General features: G+C 41.2%; 17 protein-coding genes. 8 read left to right on the top strand and 9 right to left on the bottom strand.

Annotated elements, in window-relative coordinates; genetic code table 11:
• Window positions 1-33 precede the first annotated feature (33 nt).
• Window positions 34-2,256, top strand: a complete 2,223-nt coding sequence (locus QUE03_RS03235; protein ID WP_286265038.1) for a dehydrogenase E1 component subunit alpha/beta — start codon at window positions 34-36, stop codon at window positions 2,254-2,256.
• Between the two features lies 1 nt (window position 2,257).
• Window positions 2,258-3,304, top strand: coding sequence for an ACP S-malonyltransferase (locus QUE03_RS03240; protein WP_286265039.1), 1,047 nt, complete (start codon window positions 2,258-2,260; stop codon window positions 3,302-3,304).
• A 49-nt stretch (window positions 3,305-3,353) separates the two neighbouring features.
• Here the strand turns inward: QUE03_RS03240 and QUE03_RS03245 are convergent, their stop codons facing one another.
• The 9 genes from QUE03_RS03245 to mlaF all read right to left on the bottom strand — a co-directional run bounded on the left by QUE03_RS03245 (window position 3,354) and on the right by mlaF (window position 11,397).
• Window positions 3,354-4,769, bottom strand: coding sequence for a GAF domain-containing sensor histidine kinase (locus QUE03_RS03245; RefSeq protein WP_286265040.1), 1,416 nt, complete (start codon window positions 4,767-4,769; stop codon window positions 3,354-3,356).
• Between the two features lie 298 nt (window positions 4,770-5,067).
• Window positions 5,068-6,546 (bottom strand): glycerol kinase GlpK, encoded by a 1,479-nt coding sequence (gene glpK / locus QUE03_RS03250; RefSeq protein WP_286265043.1) that lies wholly within the window; start codon window positions 6,544-6,546, stop codon window positions 5,068-5,070.
• A gap of 228 nt (window positions 6,547-6,774) precedes the next feature.
• Window positions 6,775-8,037 (bottom strand): UDP-N-acetylglucosamine 1-carboxyvinyltransferase, encoded by a 1,263-nt coding sequence (gene murA, locus QUE03_RS03255; protein WP_286265045.1) that lies wholly within the window; start codon window positions 8,035-8,037, stop codon window positions 6,775-6,777.
• 24 nt (window positions 8,038-8,061) lie between these two features.
• A complete protein-coding gene (locus QUE03_RS03260) occupies window positions 8,062-8,313 on the bottom strand; it encodes a BolA family protein (protein ID WP_286265047.1) in 252 nt (83 codons plus the stop codon).
• A 25-nt stretch (window positions 8,314-8,338) separates the two neighbouring features.
• Window positions 8,339-8,644, bottom strand: a complete 306-nt coding sequence (locus QUE03_RS03265) for an STAS domain-containing protein (RefSeq protein WP_286265049.1) — start codon at window positions 8,642-8,644, stop codon at window positions 8,339-8,341.
• Between the two features lie 2 nt (window positions 8,645-8,646).
• A complete protein-coding gene (locus QUE03_RS03270; RefSeq protein ID WP_286265051.1) occupies window positions 8,647-9,288 on the bottom strand; it encodes an ABC transporter substrate-binding protein in 642 nt (213 codons plus the stop codon).
• Window positions 9,289-9,290: 2 nt separating this feature from the next.
• The gene (gene mlaD / locus QUE03_RS03275) at window positions 9,291-9,761 is read right to left on the bottom strand and encodes an outer membrane lipid asymmetry maintenance protein MlaD (protein WP_286265053.1); all 471 of its coding nucleotides are present in this window, start codon (window positions 9,759-9,761) and stop codon (window positions 9,291-9,293) included.
• Between the two features lie 53 nt (window positions 9,762-9,814).
• Complete coding sequence (mlaE, locus tag QUE03_RS03280) at window positions 9,815-10,591, bottom strand: lipid asymmetry maintenance ABC transporter permease subunit MlaE (RefSeq protein ID WP_286265055.1); 777 nt, start codon at window positions 10,589-10,591, stop codon at window positions 9,815-9,817.
• Window positions 10,591-11,397 (bottom strand): phospholipid ABC transporter ATP-binding protein MlaF, encoded by an 807-nt coding sequence (gene mlaF, locus QUE03_RS03285; protein ID WP_434019804.1) that lies wholly within the window; start codon window positions 11,395-11,397, stop codon window positions 10,591-10,593. Before mlaF ends, mlaE begins: the two co-directional genes overlap by 1 nt.
• Window positions 11,398-11,692: 295 nt before the next feature.
• On the opposite strand from mlaF, the gene QUE03_RS03290 reads away from it, so the two are divergent.
• From QUE03_RS03290 to lptB, 6 genes are read left to right on the top strand one after another with little or no spacing between them, the layout of a single operon-like run.
• Window positions 11,693-12,667, top strand: a complete 975-nt coding sequence (locus QUE03_RS03290; RefSeq protein WP_286265058.1) for a calcium/sodium antiporter — start codon at window positions 11,693-11,695, stop codon at window positions 12,665-12,667.
• A gap of 17 nt (window positions 12,668-12,684) precedes the next feature.
• Complete coding sequence (locus QUE03_RS03295) at window positions 12,685-13,650, top strand: KpsF/GutQ family sugar-phosphate isomerase (RefSeq protein WP_286265060.1); 966 nt, start codon at window positions 12,685-12,687, stop codon at window positions 13,648-13,650.
• Window positions 13,650-14,198 carry a 3-deoxy-manno-octulosonate-8-phosphatase KdsC gene (gene kdsC, locus QUE03_RS03300; RefSeq protein ID WP_286265062.1) on the top strand — a complete coding sequence of 183 codons (549 nt, stop codon included), beginning with the start codon at window positions 13,650-13,652 and terminating at the stop codon, window positions 14,196-14,198. The genes QUE03_RS03295 and kdsC overlap by 1 nt, the downstream gene beginning before the upstream one ends.
• Window positions 14,195-14,761 carry an LPS export ABC transporter periplasmic protein LptC gene (gene lptC / locus QUE03_RS03305; RefSeq protein ID WP_286265064.1) on the top strand — a complete coding sequence of 189 codons (567 nt, stop codon included), beginning with the start codon at window positions 14,195-14,197 and terminating at the stop codon, window positions 14,759-14,761. The genes kdsC and lptC overlap by 4 nt, the downstream gene beginning before the upstream one ends.
• A 31-nt stretch (window positions 14,762-14,792) precedes the next feature.
• Window positions 14,793-15,251 carry a lipopolysaccharide transport periplasmic protein LptA gene (gene lptA, locus QUE03_RS03310; RefSeq protein ID WP_286265067.1) on the top strand — a complete coding sequence of 153 codons (459 nt, stop codon included), beginning with the start codon at window positions 14,793-14,795 and terminating at the stop codon, window positions 15,249-15,251.
• Between the two features lie 3 nt (window positions 15,252-15,254).
• Complete coding sequence (gene lptB / locus QUE03_RS03315) at window positions 15,255-15,986, top strand: LPS export ABC transporter ATP-binding protein (RefSeq protein WP_286265070.1); 732 nt, start codon at window positions 15,255-15,257, stop codon at window positions 15,984-15,986.
• Window positions 15,987-16,024: the final 38 nt, after the last annotated feature.

The following is a 16,024-nucleotide window of genomic DNA, read 5'->3' on the forward strand; positions in this document are numbered from 1 at the left end:
GGATTAATAGGTTGAGTAAAACAAGGGGCTCATATGGCTGATAGAAATCAGTTGGTTAAAGATAATTTTATACACTTTGTTCGTTCAGGGGATTTACCCGAGCAAGACAATCCTCTGTCACCTGCAGAGGTTGGCTTAAGTAATGAAGAAGTAGTCGATTTATTTGAAACACAAGTAATGAGCCGTCACCTTGACCTACAATCTCGCGTAATGCAAAAGAAAGGTCAGAGTTTTTATACCATCGGTAGTGCAGGGCACGAAGGAAACGCAGCTTACGGCAAAGCTTTTCGTGCCGACGATATGGCGTTTTTACATTATCGCAGTGGTGCCTTTTGCATTCAGCGCAGCAAGGAAGTGGATGGTCAAACGCCACTTTATGACATGTTATTGTCATTTGCCGCGTCAAAAGAAGATCCTATCTCGGGTGGACGACATAAAGTGCTCGGTAGCAAAGCACTTAATATTCCGCCACAAACCAGCACCATCGCTTCTCATTTGCCTAAGGCAATGGGAGCTGCGTTTGGTATTGGGCTATCGAAGCGTTCAAAGCATCAAGGTGAGCTAAAAGACGATGGCGTCATTATTTGTAATTTTGGCGATGCATCAGCGAATCATTCAACTACGCAAGGCGCAATAAATTGTGCTGGCTGGGTGGCTTATCAGTCGATCCCTATGCCAGTGGTTTTTATTTGTGAAGATAACGGTATTGGTATTTCAACGTCCACGCCTACTGGGTGGATTTCGGCTAACTTTAAACACCGAGCAGGAATAGAGTATATCTACTGTGATGGTTTGAACGTGCTTGATACCTACCAAAAGGCTAAACGAGCGGCGGATATCGCAAGAGAGAAACAAAAACCGGTATTTCTACATGTGCGCACAGTAAGGCTACTCGGCCACGCAGGCTCTGATGCTGAATTTGTCTATCGACCAGTAGCAGAAACTGAAGCGATAGAGCGTCAAGATCCTTTGTTACATACGGCTAAAATATTGCTCGATAATGATATTTTGACTGCTGAAAAAATCGTTGAATTATATGAAAGTATTGAACAGCGTATTGTGCATATTGCAGAAAAAGCGGCGGCTAAACCAAAACTTACTTGTGCTGAAGACGTTATGGACAGTATCGTACCAGATGTTCGCCCTAACCAGTATTTAACGCCAGTTAGTGAAGCTAAGCGGAAACAGCTTTTTGCTCATGAGAAGCATAATTTATCAAAACCTCAGCACTTAGCCAAAATGATCAATTGGACGTTACTTGATGCTCTGGCAGAGCAAAATAATATGGTGATGCTAGGTGAAGATATTGCCAGAAAAGGGGGCGTTTATAACGTCACCACAAAACTGGCAGAACGCTTTGGTAAAAACCGAGTGATGAATACTTTACTAGATGAACAGTCCATTTTAGGGGGGGCGATTGGTTTAGCGCACAATGGTTTTTTACCAGTACCTGAAATTCAATTTTTAGCCTATGTACATAATGCTGAAGATCAAATTCGTGGTGAAGCCGCCACTTTGTCGTTTTTTTCTAACAAACAATTTACCAACCCAATGGTGATTCGTATTGCTGGACTTGCATATCAAAAAGGCTTTGGTGGACATTTTCATAATGATAATTCCTTCGCAGTCTTTCGTGATATTCCGGGCTTGGTTTTAGCTTGCCCTTCTAATGGCCAAGACGCAGTCGAGATGATGCGTTCGTCTATTAAAATTGCTCAAGAGCAGCAAAAAGTTGTGGTGTTCTTAGAGCCTATTGCCCTTTATATGGCAAAAGATTTACATGAAGAAGGTGATGGACAATGGACTCATACCTACCAGCATCAATCATTATTGACCCACGAAGTTAATCAAAAAATTGCCATTCATGGTACGGGCAATGAGCTGTGTATTTTAACTTATGGTAATGGCTACTACTTGTCTCGAAAAGCAGAGAAAGCACTGACAGAGAAAGGGATTAAAACGCGTATTGTTGATTTACGTTGGCTAGCCCCACTAGATGAGAAAGGCATTATTGAGCAGGTTAAAGCCTGTCAACAGGTGCTTATCGTTGATGAATGTAGGGAAACCGGTTCAATCAGTGAAGCGATAATGGCGCTATTGGTTGAAAAAAACTTACAACAGCGTCATACCAAACGTGTTACTGCCAAGGACTGTTTTATTCCATTAGGCAGCGCGGCATATCAAGTACTGCCGTCAGTTGAAGACATTATTGAAGCGGCAGTAACCATAACTCAGTCAGCGACTTTGGAGCAATAATATGACATCAGCAAAACAACGCGTCGTAGTGATTTGTCCTGGACGCGGCACATACAACAAAGAAGAGCTAGGTTACTTATCACGCTTACATGCTGATAAAAAAGAGTTAGTTGCACAAATCGATGCCTATCGCCAAGAACAAGAGCAAATATCAATCACTGAGCTTGATGGTATGGATAAATATGCGATGCGTTTGCATACTGCTGGTGAGAATGCATCAGCGCTAATTTATGCTTGTGCCATGGCTGATTTGGCTTCTATTGATCGCGACAAATATGAAATAGTCGCGGTCACTGGTAATTCAATGGGCTGGTATATTGCTTTGGCCGCCGCACAAGCATTGGCGCCAAAAGGTGCGATTGAACTAATCAATACTATGGGGTCAATGATGTCTGACGGTGTGATTGGTGGCCAGTTGATTTATCCGGTAATTGATCAAAATTGGCACAAAGATGCCTCATTAGAAGCCTTAGTCGATAAAGCTGTGGCTGAAGTGAATTTACTAAAAGATGCAGAGGCTTATTTATCAATTGAGCTTGGTGGTTATCGGGTTATCGGTGGCAACGCCAAAGGCTTGAAAGCATTGGAAGAAAAACTGCCTTTGCTGGAAGATCGGTATCCAATGAACCTGTTCAACCATGCGGCGTTTCATACGCCACTATTGGCTTCGGTAGCTCAAAAAGCACAGCAGTTGTTATCGCCAGAGCTCTTCAGTGCGCCTAAAGTGCCACTTATTGATGGATTAGGCAATGTGTGGCAACCATACAGTACAGACGCCAATAAACTGTATGATTACACGCTGCAGACCCAAGTCGTTGACCTTTATCGCTTTAGTCGATGTATTGAAGTGGCGATTAAGGAATTTGCGCCTGATAAGCTGATCATTTTGGGGCCGGGTGCAACTTTAGGCGGTGCAGTGGCGCAATGTTTAATTGAGCATCAATGGCAGGGCATCGTCGATAAGCAAAGCTTTATAGCGCAACAAAAACAAGATCCTTTTGTATTAGCAATGGGGTTGACTGACCAAAGGAAACTGGTTGTCAGTTAAGGCGTTGTTGTTACTTTATTATCAACAAGGTGAAGCTTTAATTTACATGTTAGGCTTTTGAAGCTTCACTCTTGCTTACTGGTAAAGTTATTTCATAACGCACACCTACGGGGGAGTCGATCAATCTAATATGCCCGTGAAGGTTATGATTAACAAAGTTATGGGTAATACTTAATCCAAGTCCCAAACTATTTTCATTTCTTGCCGACGTATAAAAAGGCTCAAAAATATCCTTTGTTTGCTGATCTAATAACCCACAACCGTTATCTTGATAATTAATGATCACGTGATCACTTTCGCAGGTCACATTAATGTGAATAGTGCCTTTATCAATATGCTTAAATCCATGAACAATAGAGTTTTCAATCAAATTAAAGAAAACTCGCCATAAACTCTCTTTATTGCAGGTAATATCGAAAACTTCGCATTGTATCGCAAGTTCGTGCCGGCCCAATACATTCTTCAATGCACTTTTTAATTGACCTAGAAATTTCACCATAGAAAAGGTTAATACATCACTGACGATTGCTGAAGTGTTTACATCTTTAAAGCGCTGTAATAGATCGTTGGTTTTTAATAAGTTTTGCTTGTTTATATCAATGACCTTTTTGAGTTCATCGATTTGCAGGGTAAAACCTTTACGTGTCAGTTTGCCTTGTGAGAATGCATCACTAAGTGATGACAGTTTATCCTCAGCTGCGCTGATGGCAGTTAGAGAAATCCCAACAGGCGTGCTTATTTCATGAGAAAAGCCAGAAACTAGGGAGTTAGTAGTTAACATTTTTTCCGTTTCAATTGCTAAGCTATGCTGTTTACGCTGTTCTTTAATTGCAGTTGAAAGGGCGTCATTGACTGTTTTAAGTTCGTTGTTTTGTTCATTAATTGTTTGATTTAATTGGTTGTTAGCTTCAAGCAATCTTTGTCTATTTGAATGATTTTCAAAAACCACGGCAGCAAGGTTTGCACTGAGCTCGATAAATTTTAAATCTTCTTCGGTTGGGATTCTTGGCTCTCGGTAATACATCGCAAAAGTACCCAAGACGATACCATCAACACCTATTATGGGTTCAGACCAGCAAGCTTGCAACTTAGCGCTTAGTGCTAATTCTTTAAATTGATTCCAATACGGGTGCGTATTAATGTCTTCGACTATGACTCGTTCTTTGGTAAATGCCGAGGTGCCGCAAGAGCCAACGCCAGCTCCAATATGAACTCCCTCTAGAGCTTCGCAATAAAATGTAGGAAGATCAACTGAAGCAATAGGGTGAAGTGTCTTATGCTCGTTATCAAGACGAAGAATTGAGCACAGCATATCTCGGTTGTAAATCTGACTTTTTATACATAGCGCATTCATTATCGCGTCAATTGGTTCGTGCTGTGCCACCATGCGAAGTACGTGAATGCGGCCCTCTTCAATTTTACTCGCCAATTGCCAGCGTGAGGTCTGATTAACAGCTAAATGCATCGCCTAATCTAATTAGTTATCCAGTCTTTCTGTCATTAAATAACCATTTTATTGGAAACGCAAATATAATAGTGACTTTATTGATGCATACTAAATTTAGGACTAATTAGTGACTCTGACCCCTTGTTCTATTTAACCTAAGTAGGTATCAGCTTGCAGGCCAAGCTAAACTGTACAGTGCTGCTTAGCCATTTTTATCACGGCAATATTTGCTGTTTGACATGAAAAAAACACTTAACAATCAAAGCGCCTATTTACATGAGCTAACGAAAACATAATCAAATAGAAGAAAACGGGGTTAGGACGAAATACGTCGTACCGCACTTTGCCAGCCAGCATAAAGCTTCTCTCGTTGGTTTTCTGGCATCAGCGGTTGTAGCTGTACATCTGACTGCCAAAGGCTTTGGATATGTTCTAACGATTCAAACACACCTGCTTTTAGACCTGCGAGATAGGCTGCACCAAGCGCTGAGGTTTCGATAATTGTCGGCTTGTCAATTTCTATCGCTAAGGTATCACTGAGAAATTGAACAAACCACTGGTTAACCGCCATACCGCCGTCAACGCGCATTGTTTGGACCTCGATACCGTCTTTAGCCATGGCCTCTTGCAAATCTCGTGTTTGATAACAAACCGACTGTAAGCCTGCCGAGACTATTTCGTTAACCCCTGTTGCGCGTGTTAATCCGATAATGGCACCTCGCGCATCAGGGTCCCAATAAGGTGCGCCTAAGCCGGTAAAAGCAGGTACAAAATAAACCCCATGATTGATAGCGGCTTCTTTGGCTAATCGTTCTGTGTCATTAGCACAGGTGATTAAACCAATACCGTCTCGCATCCATTGCACCACAGCGCCAGCGACAAAAATGCTGCCCTCTAATGCATAGTGGGCTTTACCGTCTAATTGATAAGCAATTGTTGAAAGTAAACGGTTGCGAGACGTCAAAATTTCCTGGCCCGTATTAATCATCAAAAAGCAACCCGTACCATAGGTACTTTTTGACATACCAGATTGAAAACAAGTTTGGCCAAATAAGGCCGCTTGCTGATCACCAGCTATACCTTGAATTGGGATTTCAGTGCCAAATATCTCACCAGCACAAAACCCAAAGTCAGCTGAGCTGTCGAGCACTTCGGGCAAAATTGATGAGGGAATATTAAATAGTTCCAGTAGCTTCTTGTCCCAGCAACCTTGTTTGATATCATACAACATCGTGCGTGATGCGTTGGTTGCGTCAGTATAATGGGATTGTCCTTGAGTAAAATGCCATAACAGATACGTATCTACCGTTCCAAAAACCAAATTACCTTGCTCGGCTAACGCTCTAGCACCGTCAACATTTTCCAATATCCAATGAATTTTGGTTGCTGAAAAGTAAGGGTCGATGAGTAGGCCTGTTTTATCGTTGATATATTGCGCGTGTCCTTGCTCTGTCAGTTCGTTGCAAAAATCCGACGTTCGGCGATCTTGCCATACAATCGCATTATAAATGGGCTGGCCTGTATCTTTTCGCCACAGTAGGGTGGTTTCTCGTTGATTTGAGATGCCTATACTTAGAATTTGCTTTGGCTTGAGTTGGTTATTGTTCAGAACCTCTTTGCAAGTACTAAGAACACTTTGCAAAATATCGTCAGGTTGATGCTCAACCCAACCATTTTTGGGATAAATTTGTTTAAACTCTTGCTGAGCACTGGAAACTATTCGTCCTAACTTATCGAATAATATTGCACGAGAACTAGTCGTGCCTTGATCAATTGATAATATATACTCTTCCATTAACCACCTGTTTAAAGCCATCAATATGGATATAAAGGCTTTTCCTACATATTATATTGCGTTGAATTTTATTCTAGCTGGTTGTGTCTATTATATCGATCAGTATGTGTGGTAATTGTAATAGGTCATGCAGGCATGAATAATGTGACGTTGGTAAGATTCAGGTTAAAAAAAACCTATAAGCGCAACTTATAGGTCTTCTAATTATAGTGCTATATTGTTGCTACTTTAACTAGCTTTTACTCGGGTGATATCAGCGCCCAATTGACTCAATTTATCTTCAATGTGCTGGTAGCCACGATCGATATGATAGATGCGATCCACCTGTGTTTCAGTGGTCGAAACTAACCCAGCGATGACTAAGCTTGCTGAGGCGCGTAAATCAGTTGCCATTACTTGAGCACCGGTTAAGTGATCTACACCCGTTGTCATAGCGGTGTTTCCTTCAAGAGCGATATCTGCGCCCATGCGTTGTAGCTCTGGCACATGCATAAATCGATTTTCGAAAATGGTTTCAGTAATATGTGCACCGCCTTCAGCGATAACATTTAAGGTGACAAATTGCGCTTGCATGTCAGTTGGAAATGCTGGATGTGGTGCAGTTTTGATGTTCACGGCTTTAGGACGTTGCTTCATCTCTAACTCTATCCAATCTTGACCTGTAGTGATGGTAGCACCTGATTCTTGCAATTTACTGATCACGGCATCTAATGACTTTGGATCTGTATTCAGACATTTTATATGTCCTTGTGTAACAGCGGCAGCAACTAAAAATGTACCTGTTTCGATACGATCAGCCATAACGCTGTAGTGATCAGCACATAGCTTCTCAACGCCCTCAATGGTCAAAGTATCAGTACCTGCACCGGTGATATTTGCACCCATGGCAACTAGGCAATTAGCTAAATCGACAATTTCCGGTTCACGTGCGGCGTTTTCAATAATGGTTGTGCCATTTGCTAGTGCTGCTGCCATCATTAAGTTTTCAGTACCTGTCACGCTAACAGTGTCCATAAAAATAGTGGCACCACTGAGTCTTCCTTTGCTTTTAGCAATGATATAGCCATTTTCTACTTCGATATCGGCGCCCATTAACTTTAAGCCTTGGATGTGTAAATCCACAGGGCGAGCACCTATAGCACAACCGCCAGGTAGCGAAACTTCTGCGTGACCAAATTTTGCGAGTAATGGCCCTAGTACTAAAATAGAAGCGCGCATAGTTTTCACCAATTCATAGGAAGCGCGATGTTGATTGATAGAGCTGGCATTGATCGACAAGCTGTTCTCGTCTACCCAGCTGACTTTAGCGCCCAGTTGTCGGAGTAACTTGATGGTTGTTTCGATATCATTGAGGCGTGGAACATTGTCAATCACTATCGTCGTATCAGACAAAATGGCTGACATCAATATGGGTAAAGCGGCGTTTTTCGCGCCTGAAATAGTGACATCACCGGTTAGTCGGTTACCGCCATTAATTTTAAATGCGTCCAAAGGATAATTACTTCTTGATGTTACTTAAAGATTAAACATTTTGTCGCGTTGCCATTGGGCAGGCGTAAATGTTTTGATGGTTACTGCGTGAATCGTACCAGCGTTTATAACGTCCGTTAATGGAGCATAAATGGCTTGTTGTCTTTTAACGCGACTCATTGAGTCAAAGATGTCGCTAACAGCAATAACCTGGCATTGTGAGCCGTCATATTTAACATGTAATTCATCTAACGCGACGGCGTCATTGATCAGTTTTTCAATATCTGAAACGTCCAAGTGTGGCTCCTAAATTTTGAAGGGATTAATTGGCTAGAAAAGTGTCAACAGCACTTAATTTAGCTAATTTTAGTAAATCATCGGGTATGTGCGCAAACGATAATTGTCTATTTAGCTTACTTGCGGTTTCAAGTAACAGTAACAGCCAAGCAAGTCCTGCAGTATCTGCATGGGATATTTTCCCCAAATCGATTGTTAAGGCATCGCTAGTTGAACCTTTAAAAATAGACTTATGCTTGTTTTTATCGAGCAGGGCAATGGTATCACGAGTCAAAGGACCTGTAATGGTCCCTTGTTGATTATCTATAGTAATGGTTAACGATTGATTCACGTTTACTTCTTATCCTTAAATACAATCTCGCGAGTAGATTTTTCTCTCAGCATATTGGTCACATGTGGTAGACCATTTTGCCTAATCACACTGCTGAGTTCTGATTGTTTACTGTCCAGCAAGCTGATGCCTTCAGCTATCATGTCAAAGGCCTTCCATTCCTTGGTTTTTTTATTTTTTCGAACCTTAAAGGTAATATCAATAGGATCTCGGCCAGGTTCTAATATTGATGTTTTCACTGCAATGATCTTTGATTTTGCATTAATAGCCTTTTCAGGCTCAAATTCTACCAACTGCTTTTTGTATAGTGTAAACACTTGCGCATAAGACGTGACTAAATAGTCTCGAAAAACAGGAACGAATTCATTTCGCTCTTCTTTTGTAGTTTTCTTTAGGTAACTGCCCAAGACCTTGTAAGCCGCATATTTGTAGTCAATATAGGGCATTAATTCTTCACGTACGATGTCTTTTAGTAAGTTGGGCTCTTTTTGTATTTCATTTTGTTCTTGGGCAAATCGCTTAAAGGTTATGTCTGCAACCTCTTTGATCATGTGATAAGGATTTGATTTATCGACATCTTGGGCACTAGTAAATATTGATAGTGTTAGTGTTAATAAGCCAATAGCTAATCGCATTATTTTCATAGTTAATCACCGCTTCCTTGACTAAATAAAAATTGACCAATCAGTTCTTCAAGTACTAATGCAGGCTTTGTGTCTTCAATATAATCGCCTGGCTGTAATGTGTCGAATGATTCATCGATAAACCCCGGCTCCAAGCCAAGGTATTGCTCGCCCAGTAGGCCAGCAGTTAAAATTGAGATTGACGTAGTTTCAGAGAAATTGTTGTATTCAGTCGATATTTCCATCGAGACAATTGGTGTGTAATCTTCTTCATCAAGTGTAATGGCGCTTACACGACCCACAACAACGCCACCCACTTTTATTGGTGAGCGTACTTTTAAACTGCCAATATTGTCAAACTTCGCATACAGCTTATATGTCTGACCATTCCCTGATAAACCTGAGTCTGCGACTTTTAATGCCAACATGAGAATTGCAGCAATTCCGAATGCTACAAATAAACCGACGATAAATTCAACCTTTTTGGATGTCATTTCCTTCACCAAATCTCTTTTAATAAATGTTTAAAACGATTATTGCTTTGCGCTTATTGCGTAAACATTAATGCCGTTAAAATAAAATCTAAACCTAAAACCAATAATGAGGATTGTACAACGGTAGACGTTGTTGCTTCACTGATTCCTTCTGACGTCGGTTCACAGCTAAAGCCCTTGTAAACGGCAATCCATGTTACAACAAAAGCAAAAACAATACTCTTAATTATACCGTTAACTATGTCTTCTTTAAACTCCACTTTGGACTGCATTACAGACCAAAATGTTCCCGAGTCAACGCCTAACCAGTCAACACCGACTAGGTGCGCGCCAAGAATACCCACCATGGAGAAAATAGCGGCTAACAGTGGTAGACTAATAAAGCCCGCCCAAAATCTTGGTGCAACCACGCGTCTTAGCGGGTCTACTGCCATCATTTCCATGCTTGAAAGTTGTTCGGTCGCTTTCATTAAACCAATCTCAGCGGTTAACGCTGAGCCCGCACGACCCGCAAATAAAAGTGCAGCAACCACTGGACCAAGCTCTCTTAGCAATGACAGCGCCACCATTGGTCCTAAGCTTGCTTCAGCGCCAAAATCTACCAAGATGGTATAACCTTGCAAGGCTAATACCATGCCGATAAAAGTCCCAGATACAATAATAATGATCAGCGACATAACGCCAACACTGTAGAGTTGGTTGATTAATAAGGGAAAGCCTTTTCTCGGGTTGGGCACGTGTCCTATTGCAGAGACAAGTAGCAATAGTGCGCGTCCTAAACCAGAGACAAAATTAATTGAATGTCTTCCTAATGAACGTATGGCTCTCATTACTTGCTTCCCTTTTTCATTAGCTCTGTTTGATAATCAGGGGCTTTAAAGTGAAATGGAACTGGGCCATCGTCTTCACCATCGATAAACTGCTTCACCAGAGGCGAGGTTTGTTGTCGAATTTGCTCAGGAGTACCATGTCCGATAATTTTTTGCTCTGCAATAATGTAAATATAATCGGCAATGCTCATTACTTCTGGGACGTCGTGAGATACGACAACAGAAGTCAGTCCAAGAGCATCATTTAACGAGCGAATCAATCGAACAATAACGCCCATTGAAATAGGATCTTGTCCAGCAAATGGTTCGTCATACATGATTAATTCGGGATCTAATGCTATTGCTCTTGCTAGGGCGGCTCTGCGCGCCATACCGCCAGATAACTCACTTGGCTTCAAATGTTTAGCGCCACGTAATCCGACCGCTTCCAATTTCATCAAAACAATTTTCTCAATGATGTCTTCCGAAAGCTTGGTGTGTTCCCTGATTGGAAAGGCAATATTGTCGTAAACATTCATTTCCGTGAATAATGCTCCACTTTGAAACAACATGCTCATGCGTTGACGTACGGAGTAAAGCTCTTTTCTTGACAGGGTTGGAATGTCATGGCCATCAAATAATATTTGTCCAGACTCAGGGCGAATTTGTCCTCCCATGAGTCTAAGTAATGTGGTTTTCCCTATGCCACTAGGTCCCATGATCGCAGTGACCTTTCCTTTGGGAATCGATAAGCTGATGTTGTCATAAATAACCCGCTCATCTCGTTTGAATGTGATATTTCTTATATCAACCAGTGTTTCTGACATTATTATTGGACTTAACATCTATGTAACAAGAAGTATAGGCGCGAATATTACCTTAGCATGGTGCTTAGTGCACTGAAAATCACAAATATTTACAGTTATTTTACCTACAATAATTTGTTTTACAGCTTCGAAAACTTGTTTTTGTTAACCTTACTTTTATTAATAGTTGCTTGGATAGTTAGCTAGTTGGCTAAAAAACAACCGTCTGGGCAACTTTTTTCTGGAAGAAATCACTTTCTTCTTTGTTTTTACCGTTTTACCAGCGACAATTTAGCTTAGATATTTGGAGTGGTTAATGTTAATTCAAGTTTTTATTTTAGTTGTCTCGTTAGTCGTGCTCGTCTGGAGTGCAGATAAATTTGTTTATGGTGCATCATCTTTAGCGAGAAATTTGGGCGTTGCTCCGATGATCATCGGCTTGACCATTGTTGCTATGGGATCTTCAGCACCCGAAATGATGGTGGCTGCAACAGCTTCCTTTAATGGCTCTCCGGATACTGCAGTGGGTAATGCGATTGGCTCAAATATTACCAATATTGCGCTGGTGTTGGGGCTTACCGCCATATTTCAGCCGTTATTGGTTTCTTCCAGTACGGTCAGAAGAGAATTACCACTAATTTTACTCGTTACTGCTGTCGCTTTTTGGATGATTTCGGATAGTCAGTTAACATTTGCTGAAGGACTGATATTGATAGCAGGGTTTGTTACTTATATTCTTAGCCTATTGCTCATAACTCTGAAACGTTCGAAGAGCGCGCCTATTGATGATCCTATGCTATTGGAAGCCGAACAAGATGTTCCTGAAGGCGTGAGTACAGGCTGGGCAATATTTTGGCTGGCATTAGGTATTATTGCACTGCCGTTAAGTGCACATTTTTTAGTTGATTCAGCCGTGTTTATCGCCAAAGTCTTTGGCGTTAGCGATTTAGTGATAGGGTTGACCATTATTGCAATTGGTACAAGCCTTCCTGAACTTGCAGCCAGTATTGCCAGTATTGTGAAGAAAGAAGATGATCTTGCATTGGGTAACATTATAGGCTCAAATATTTTTAATATTTTGGCTGTATTGCCACTCGCAGGCCTCATCGCACCAGGTGGCATTGATGCTAATGCTGCAAGTCGCGACTCTCCCTATATGTTGGCAGTTACATTATTATTATTCTTTTTGTGTTTTAGCCGTAAAAAAGGCTTTAGAATTACCCGATTAAAGGGGGCTGCTTTATTAAGCTGCTTTATCGCATATCAAGTTATTTTGTTTAGCCAGTTATAATTATCAATAGGAAAAAAATGGAAAGCTTCAAAAGTTTAGCCACTGAGGTGATCAACATCGAGCAACAAGCAATAGCATCGCTACTTGAGTTTGTTGATGAAAGTTTTGAAGTTGCCTGCAATTACATGTTTAACTGTAAAGGACGTGTGATTGTTGTAGGCATGGGTAAGTCAGGTCATATTGCTGGCAAAATAGCAGCCACCCTAGCTAGCACAGGTACGCCTTCGTTTTTCGTTCACCCAGGTGAGGCAAGCCATGGTGATTTAGGTATGATCACCAAAGAAGATGTAGTCCTTGCCATTTCCAATTCAGGCGAAACCGGTGAAGTCTTGACGATTATTCCTGTGATCAAACGTATAGGTGCACGACTGGTATCGATGACGGGCAATACCGAGTCTACACTCGCAAAACTCGGGGATACTCACGTTTGTGTAAAAGTAGAAAAAGAAGCGTGTCCATTAGGCTTAGCACCAACGTCAAGTACGACAGCTACCTTAGTGATGGGAGATGCTATCGCTGTTGCTCTGCTCAACGCCAGAGGATTTACCGCTGATGACTTTGCTTTATCGCATCCTGGTGGTAGTTTAGGCAAACGATTACTGCTTCGATTATCGGATATTATGCATAAAGGCGATCGTTTACCGTTGGTAAATCAAGAGGTGATGATCAAAGAAGCACTGGTTGAAATGTCAGAAAAAGGATTGGGCATGACGGGTGTCACTGACAGTGACGGAGTGTTAGTCGGCTTATTTACTGACGGTGATTTACGTCGAATATTGGACGCGAAAACAGACATTCATCAAGACAGTATTGATATGGTCATGACGCGTTCACCAAGGGTTGCACAAGCTGATTTGCTGGCTGCACAAGCATTACAAATCATGGAAGAGAAAAAAATTAACGGCCTTATCATTGTTGATGAAAACAATAAACCTGTTGGTGCAATGAATATGCATGATCTACTGAAATCTGGGGTGTTGTAATGGCGAATACCATGTATGGGCAAGCGGAGTCGAGTGTGCTAGACGCGGCTGCGCAAATCAAGTTATTGGTTTGCGATGTCGACGGCGTTTTTTCTGATGGTCGCATTTATCTAGGCAATGATGGAGAAGAGCTAAAAGCTTTCCACACCAAAGATGGTTTTGGTATTAAAGCATTGGTCAAAAGTGGTGTTGAGGTCGCAGTCATTACCGGACGACGCTCAGCTATTGTGAAAAATAGAATGACCGCACTCAATGTTGGGCATATCGTACAAGGGGAAGAAGACAAGCTACCTGCATTACAGCAATTAATCACCAAACTTGGATTGACACCTACGCAGGTTGCCTTTATTGGTGATGATTGTCCTGATTTACCTTGTATTGAGCATGTTGGTTTAGGAGTTGCGGTAGCTGATGCACATCCACTAGTTGTCGCGAAAGCAAATTATCAGACGTTTTTAAGAGGTGGTTTTGGTGCAGTTAGGGAGTTGTGTGATTTAATTATGCAATCACAAGGAACACTAATGGACGCCAAAGGCGCTAGCATATGAGTCGCCTTTATAGTTGGGCATTCATTGTCTTACTAGTAAGCATCGCTATTTACGGTACGGTGCAATGGCGAGCTTCTTTGGTTGAGCAAGAAGGTACATCAAATGAGGAACTAACGCCTGATTTTATTGCCGAAGCTTTAAACAGCAATTTCTTTAATAGCGAAGGGCTGTTATCTCATGAAATTCAAGCGACCAAAATGGAGCATTTTTCAGGGGTATCTTTAACTAAATTTGAGCAGCCGTTTTATACGTTATACCCTAAAGATCAGTCGGCACCATGGAAAGTCAGCGCAAAAGAAGCGACTCTATACAATAACAATCGTGTCGTTTTAAAAAATCGCGTAATATTAAAGGCAACAGAAGAAAATAGTCTGATTCAAGAGATTCATTGCAAATACTTAGAGTTAGATTTAAATACAAACATTATTAGTTCAGATCAGACCATTTTGATTCAAGGTAAAAATTTTACTATGTATGGCTCTGGCTTGATTATCGATCTTAATACAACACAGATGACACTAACTGAGCATGTACAAACAATTTATAAAAAAATTACTGGCTAGTATTGTGATAATGACCACAAGTTTGGTCCTTATGACAACAGCACAAGCAGCAAAGGATGATCTTGAGCGAGAGATTGTAATTAAATCTAAGCGTCAGGCAGGTGATCTTAAAAATAAGATCGCGAGTTATCTAGACGATGTCGTCATTACACAAGGATCCTTGACGATCAAGGCTGATCTGGTTCAAGTGTACAGCCAAATTGACCATGACACAGAAACCTATGTGGCTAAAGGCAATCCAGCACATTTTGAACAACAATTAGAAGACGGTACAAAAATAACCCTTGAAGCCGACGAAATTACATATGAGCCATTCAATTACATTATCACCATTTCAGGTAATGCGGTTTTACGTCAAGCAGGTAGTGAAGTTACAGGAAGTAAAATTGTCTACAACACACAAACTGAACAATTAAATGCAGAAAGTGGCAGTAGTGCAGATGAAACCGTGACCACGATATTAAAACCCAAAGCAAAGGACAAAAAGTAACGAATGAGCGAAGTTACATTAGAGGCCAAAGGGCTTGCTAAGTCTTACAAAGGTCGTCGGGTTGTCAAAGACGTCAGTTTAAAGGTCAGTCAAGGTCAAATTGTTGGCCTATTAGGCCCCAATGGTGCAGGCAAAACAACCTCGTTTTATATGATCGTTGGTCTAGTACCTAACGACGCCGGTGCCATTTTTTTAAACGGTGAAGATCTTACTTTATTACCTATGCACGATCGTGCAAGGAGAGGAATAGGCTACTTACCACAAGAAGCATCAATATTTCGAAAACTGACCGTGCATGACAATATCATGGCGATTTTGCAAACTCGAAAAGATCTAGATGATGTACAAAGACAAGAAAAACTGGAACATTTGGTTGAAGAGTTTAATATCGGCCATATAACAGATAATACAGGCATGAGTTTATCGGGTGGTGAACGACGCCGTGTTGAAATAGCTAGGGCATTGGCTGCCGATCCTCAATTTATTTTATTGGATGAGCCATTTGCTGGTGTAGATCCAATTTCGGTTGGCGATATTAAAAAAATCATTTTACACTTAAAAAATCGTGGCATAGGTATTTTGATCACAGACCACAATGTACGTGAAACATTAGATGTTTGTGAGCATGCATATATAGTTAGTCATGGTGAACTTATTGCAGAAGGTGATTCGGATCAAATTCTAGCGAATCAACATGTCAGGGATGTGTACCTTGGTGAACAATTCACGCTATAGTAATAGTGTGCTTAGCAACGTGATTACAACAATAGGAA

This window comes from Thalassotalea atypica (assembly GCF_030295975.1).
Classification (GTDB): domain Bacteria; phylum Pseudomonadota; class Gammaproteobacteria; order Enterobacterales; family Alteromonadaceae; genus Thalassotalea_F; species Thalassotalea_F atypica.

What these genes read in the sequence shown, in the direction of transcription:
- QUE03_RS03235 (WP_286265038.1), top strand. Translation starts at nt 34, where the DNA reads ATGGCTGATAGAAATCAGTTGGTTAAAGATAATTTTATACACTTTGTT.
- QUE03_RS03240 (WP_286265039.1), top strand. Translation starts at nt 2,258, where the DNA reads ATGACATCAGCAAAACAACGCGTCGTAGTGATTTGTCCTGGACGCGGC.
- QUE03_RS03245 (WP_286265040.1), bottom strand. Translation starts at nt 4,769, where the DNA reads ATGCATTTAGCTGTTAATCAGACCTCACGCTGGCAATTGGCGAGTAAA.
- glpK (WP_286265043.1), bottom strand. Translation starts at nt 6,546, where the DNA reads ATGGAAGAGTATATATTATCAATTGATCAAGGCACGACTAGTTCTCGT.
- QUE03_RS03270 (WP_286265051.1), bottom strand. Translation starts at nt 9,288, where the DNA reads ATGAAAATAATGCGATTAGCTATTGGCTTATTAACACTAACACTATCA.
- mlaD (WP_286265053.1), bottom strand. Translation starts at nt 9,761, where the DNA reads ATGACATCCAAAAAGGTTGAATTTATCGTCGGTTTATTTGTAGCATTC.
- mlaE (WP_286265055.1), bottom strand. Translation starts at nt 10,591, where the DNA reads ATGAGAGCCATACGTTCATTAGGAAGACATTCAATTAATTTTGTCTCT.
- mlaF (WP_434019804.1), bottom strand. Translation starts at nt 11,397, where the DNA reads ATGTCAGAAACACTGGTTGATATAAGAAATATCACATTCAAACGAGAT.
- QUE03_RS03290 (WP_286265058.1), top strand. Translation starts at nt 11,693, where the DNA reads ATGTTAATTCAAGTTTTTATTTTAGTTGTCTCGTTAGTCGTGCTCGTC.
- QUE03_RS03295 (WP_286265060.1), top strand. Translation starts at nt 12,685, where the DNA reads ATGGAAAGCTTCAAAAGTTTAGCCACTGAGGTGATCAACATCGAGCAA.
- kdsC (WP_286265062.1), top strand. Translation starts at nt 13,650, where the DNA reads ATGGCGAATACCATGTATGGGCAAGCGGAGTCGAGTGTGCTAGACGCG.
- lptC (WP_286265064.1), top strand. Translation starts at nt 14,195, where the DNA reads ATGAGTCGCCTTTATAGTTGGGCATTCATTGTCTTACTAGTAAGCATC.
- lptA (WP_286265067.1), top strand. Translation starts at nt 14,793, where the DNA reads ATGACAACAGCACAAGCAGCAAAGGATGATCTTGAGCGAGAGATTGTA.
- lptB (WP_286265070.1), top strand. Translation starts at nt 15,255, where the DNA reads ATGAGCGAAGTTACATTAGAGGCCAAAGGGCTTGCTAAGTCTTACAAA.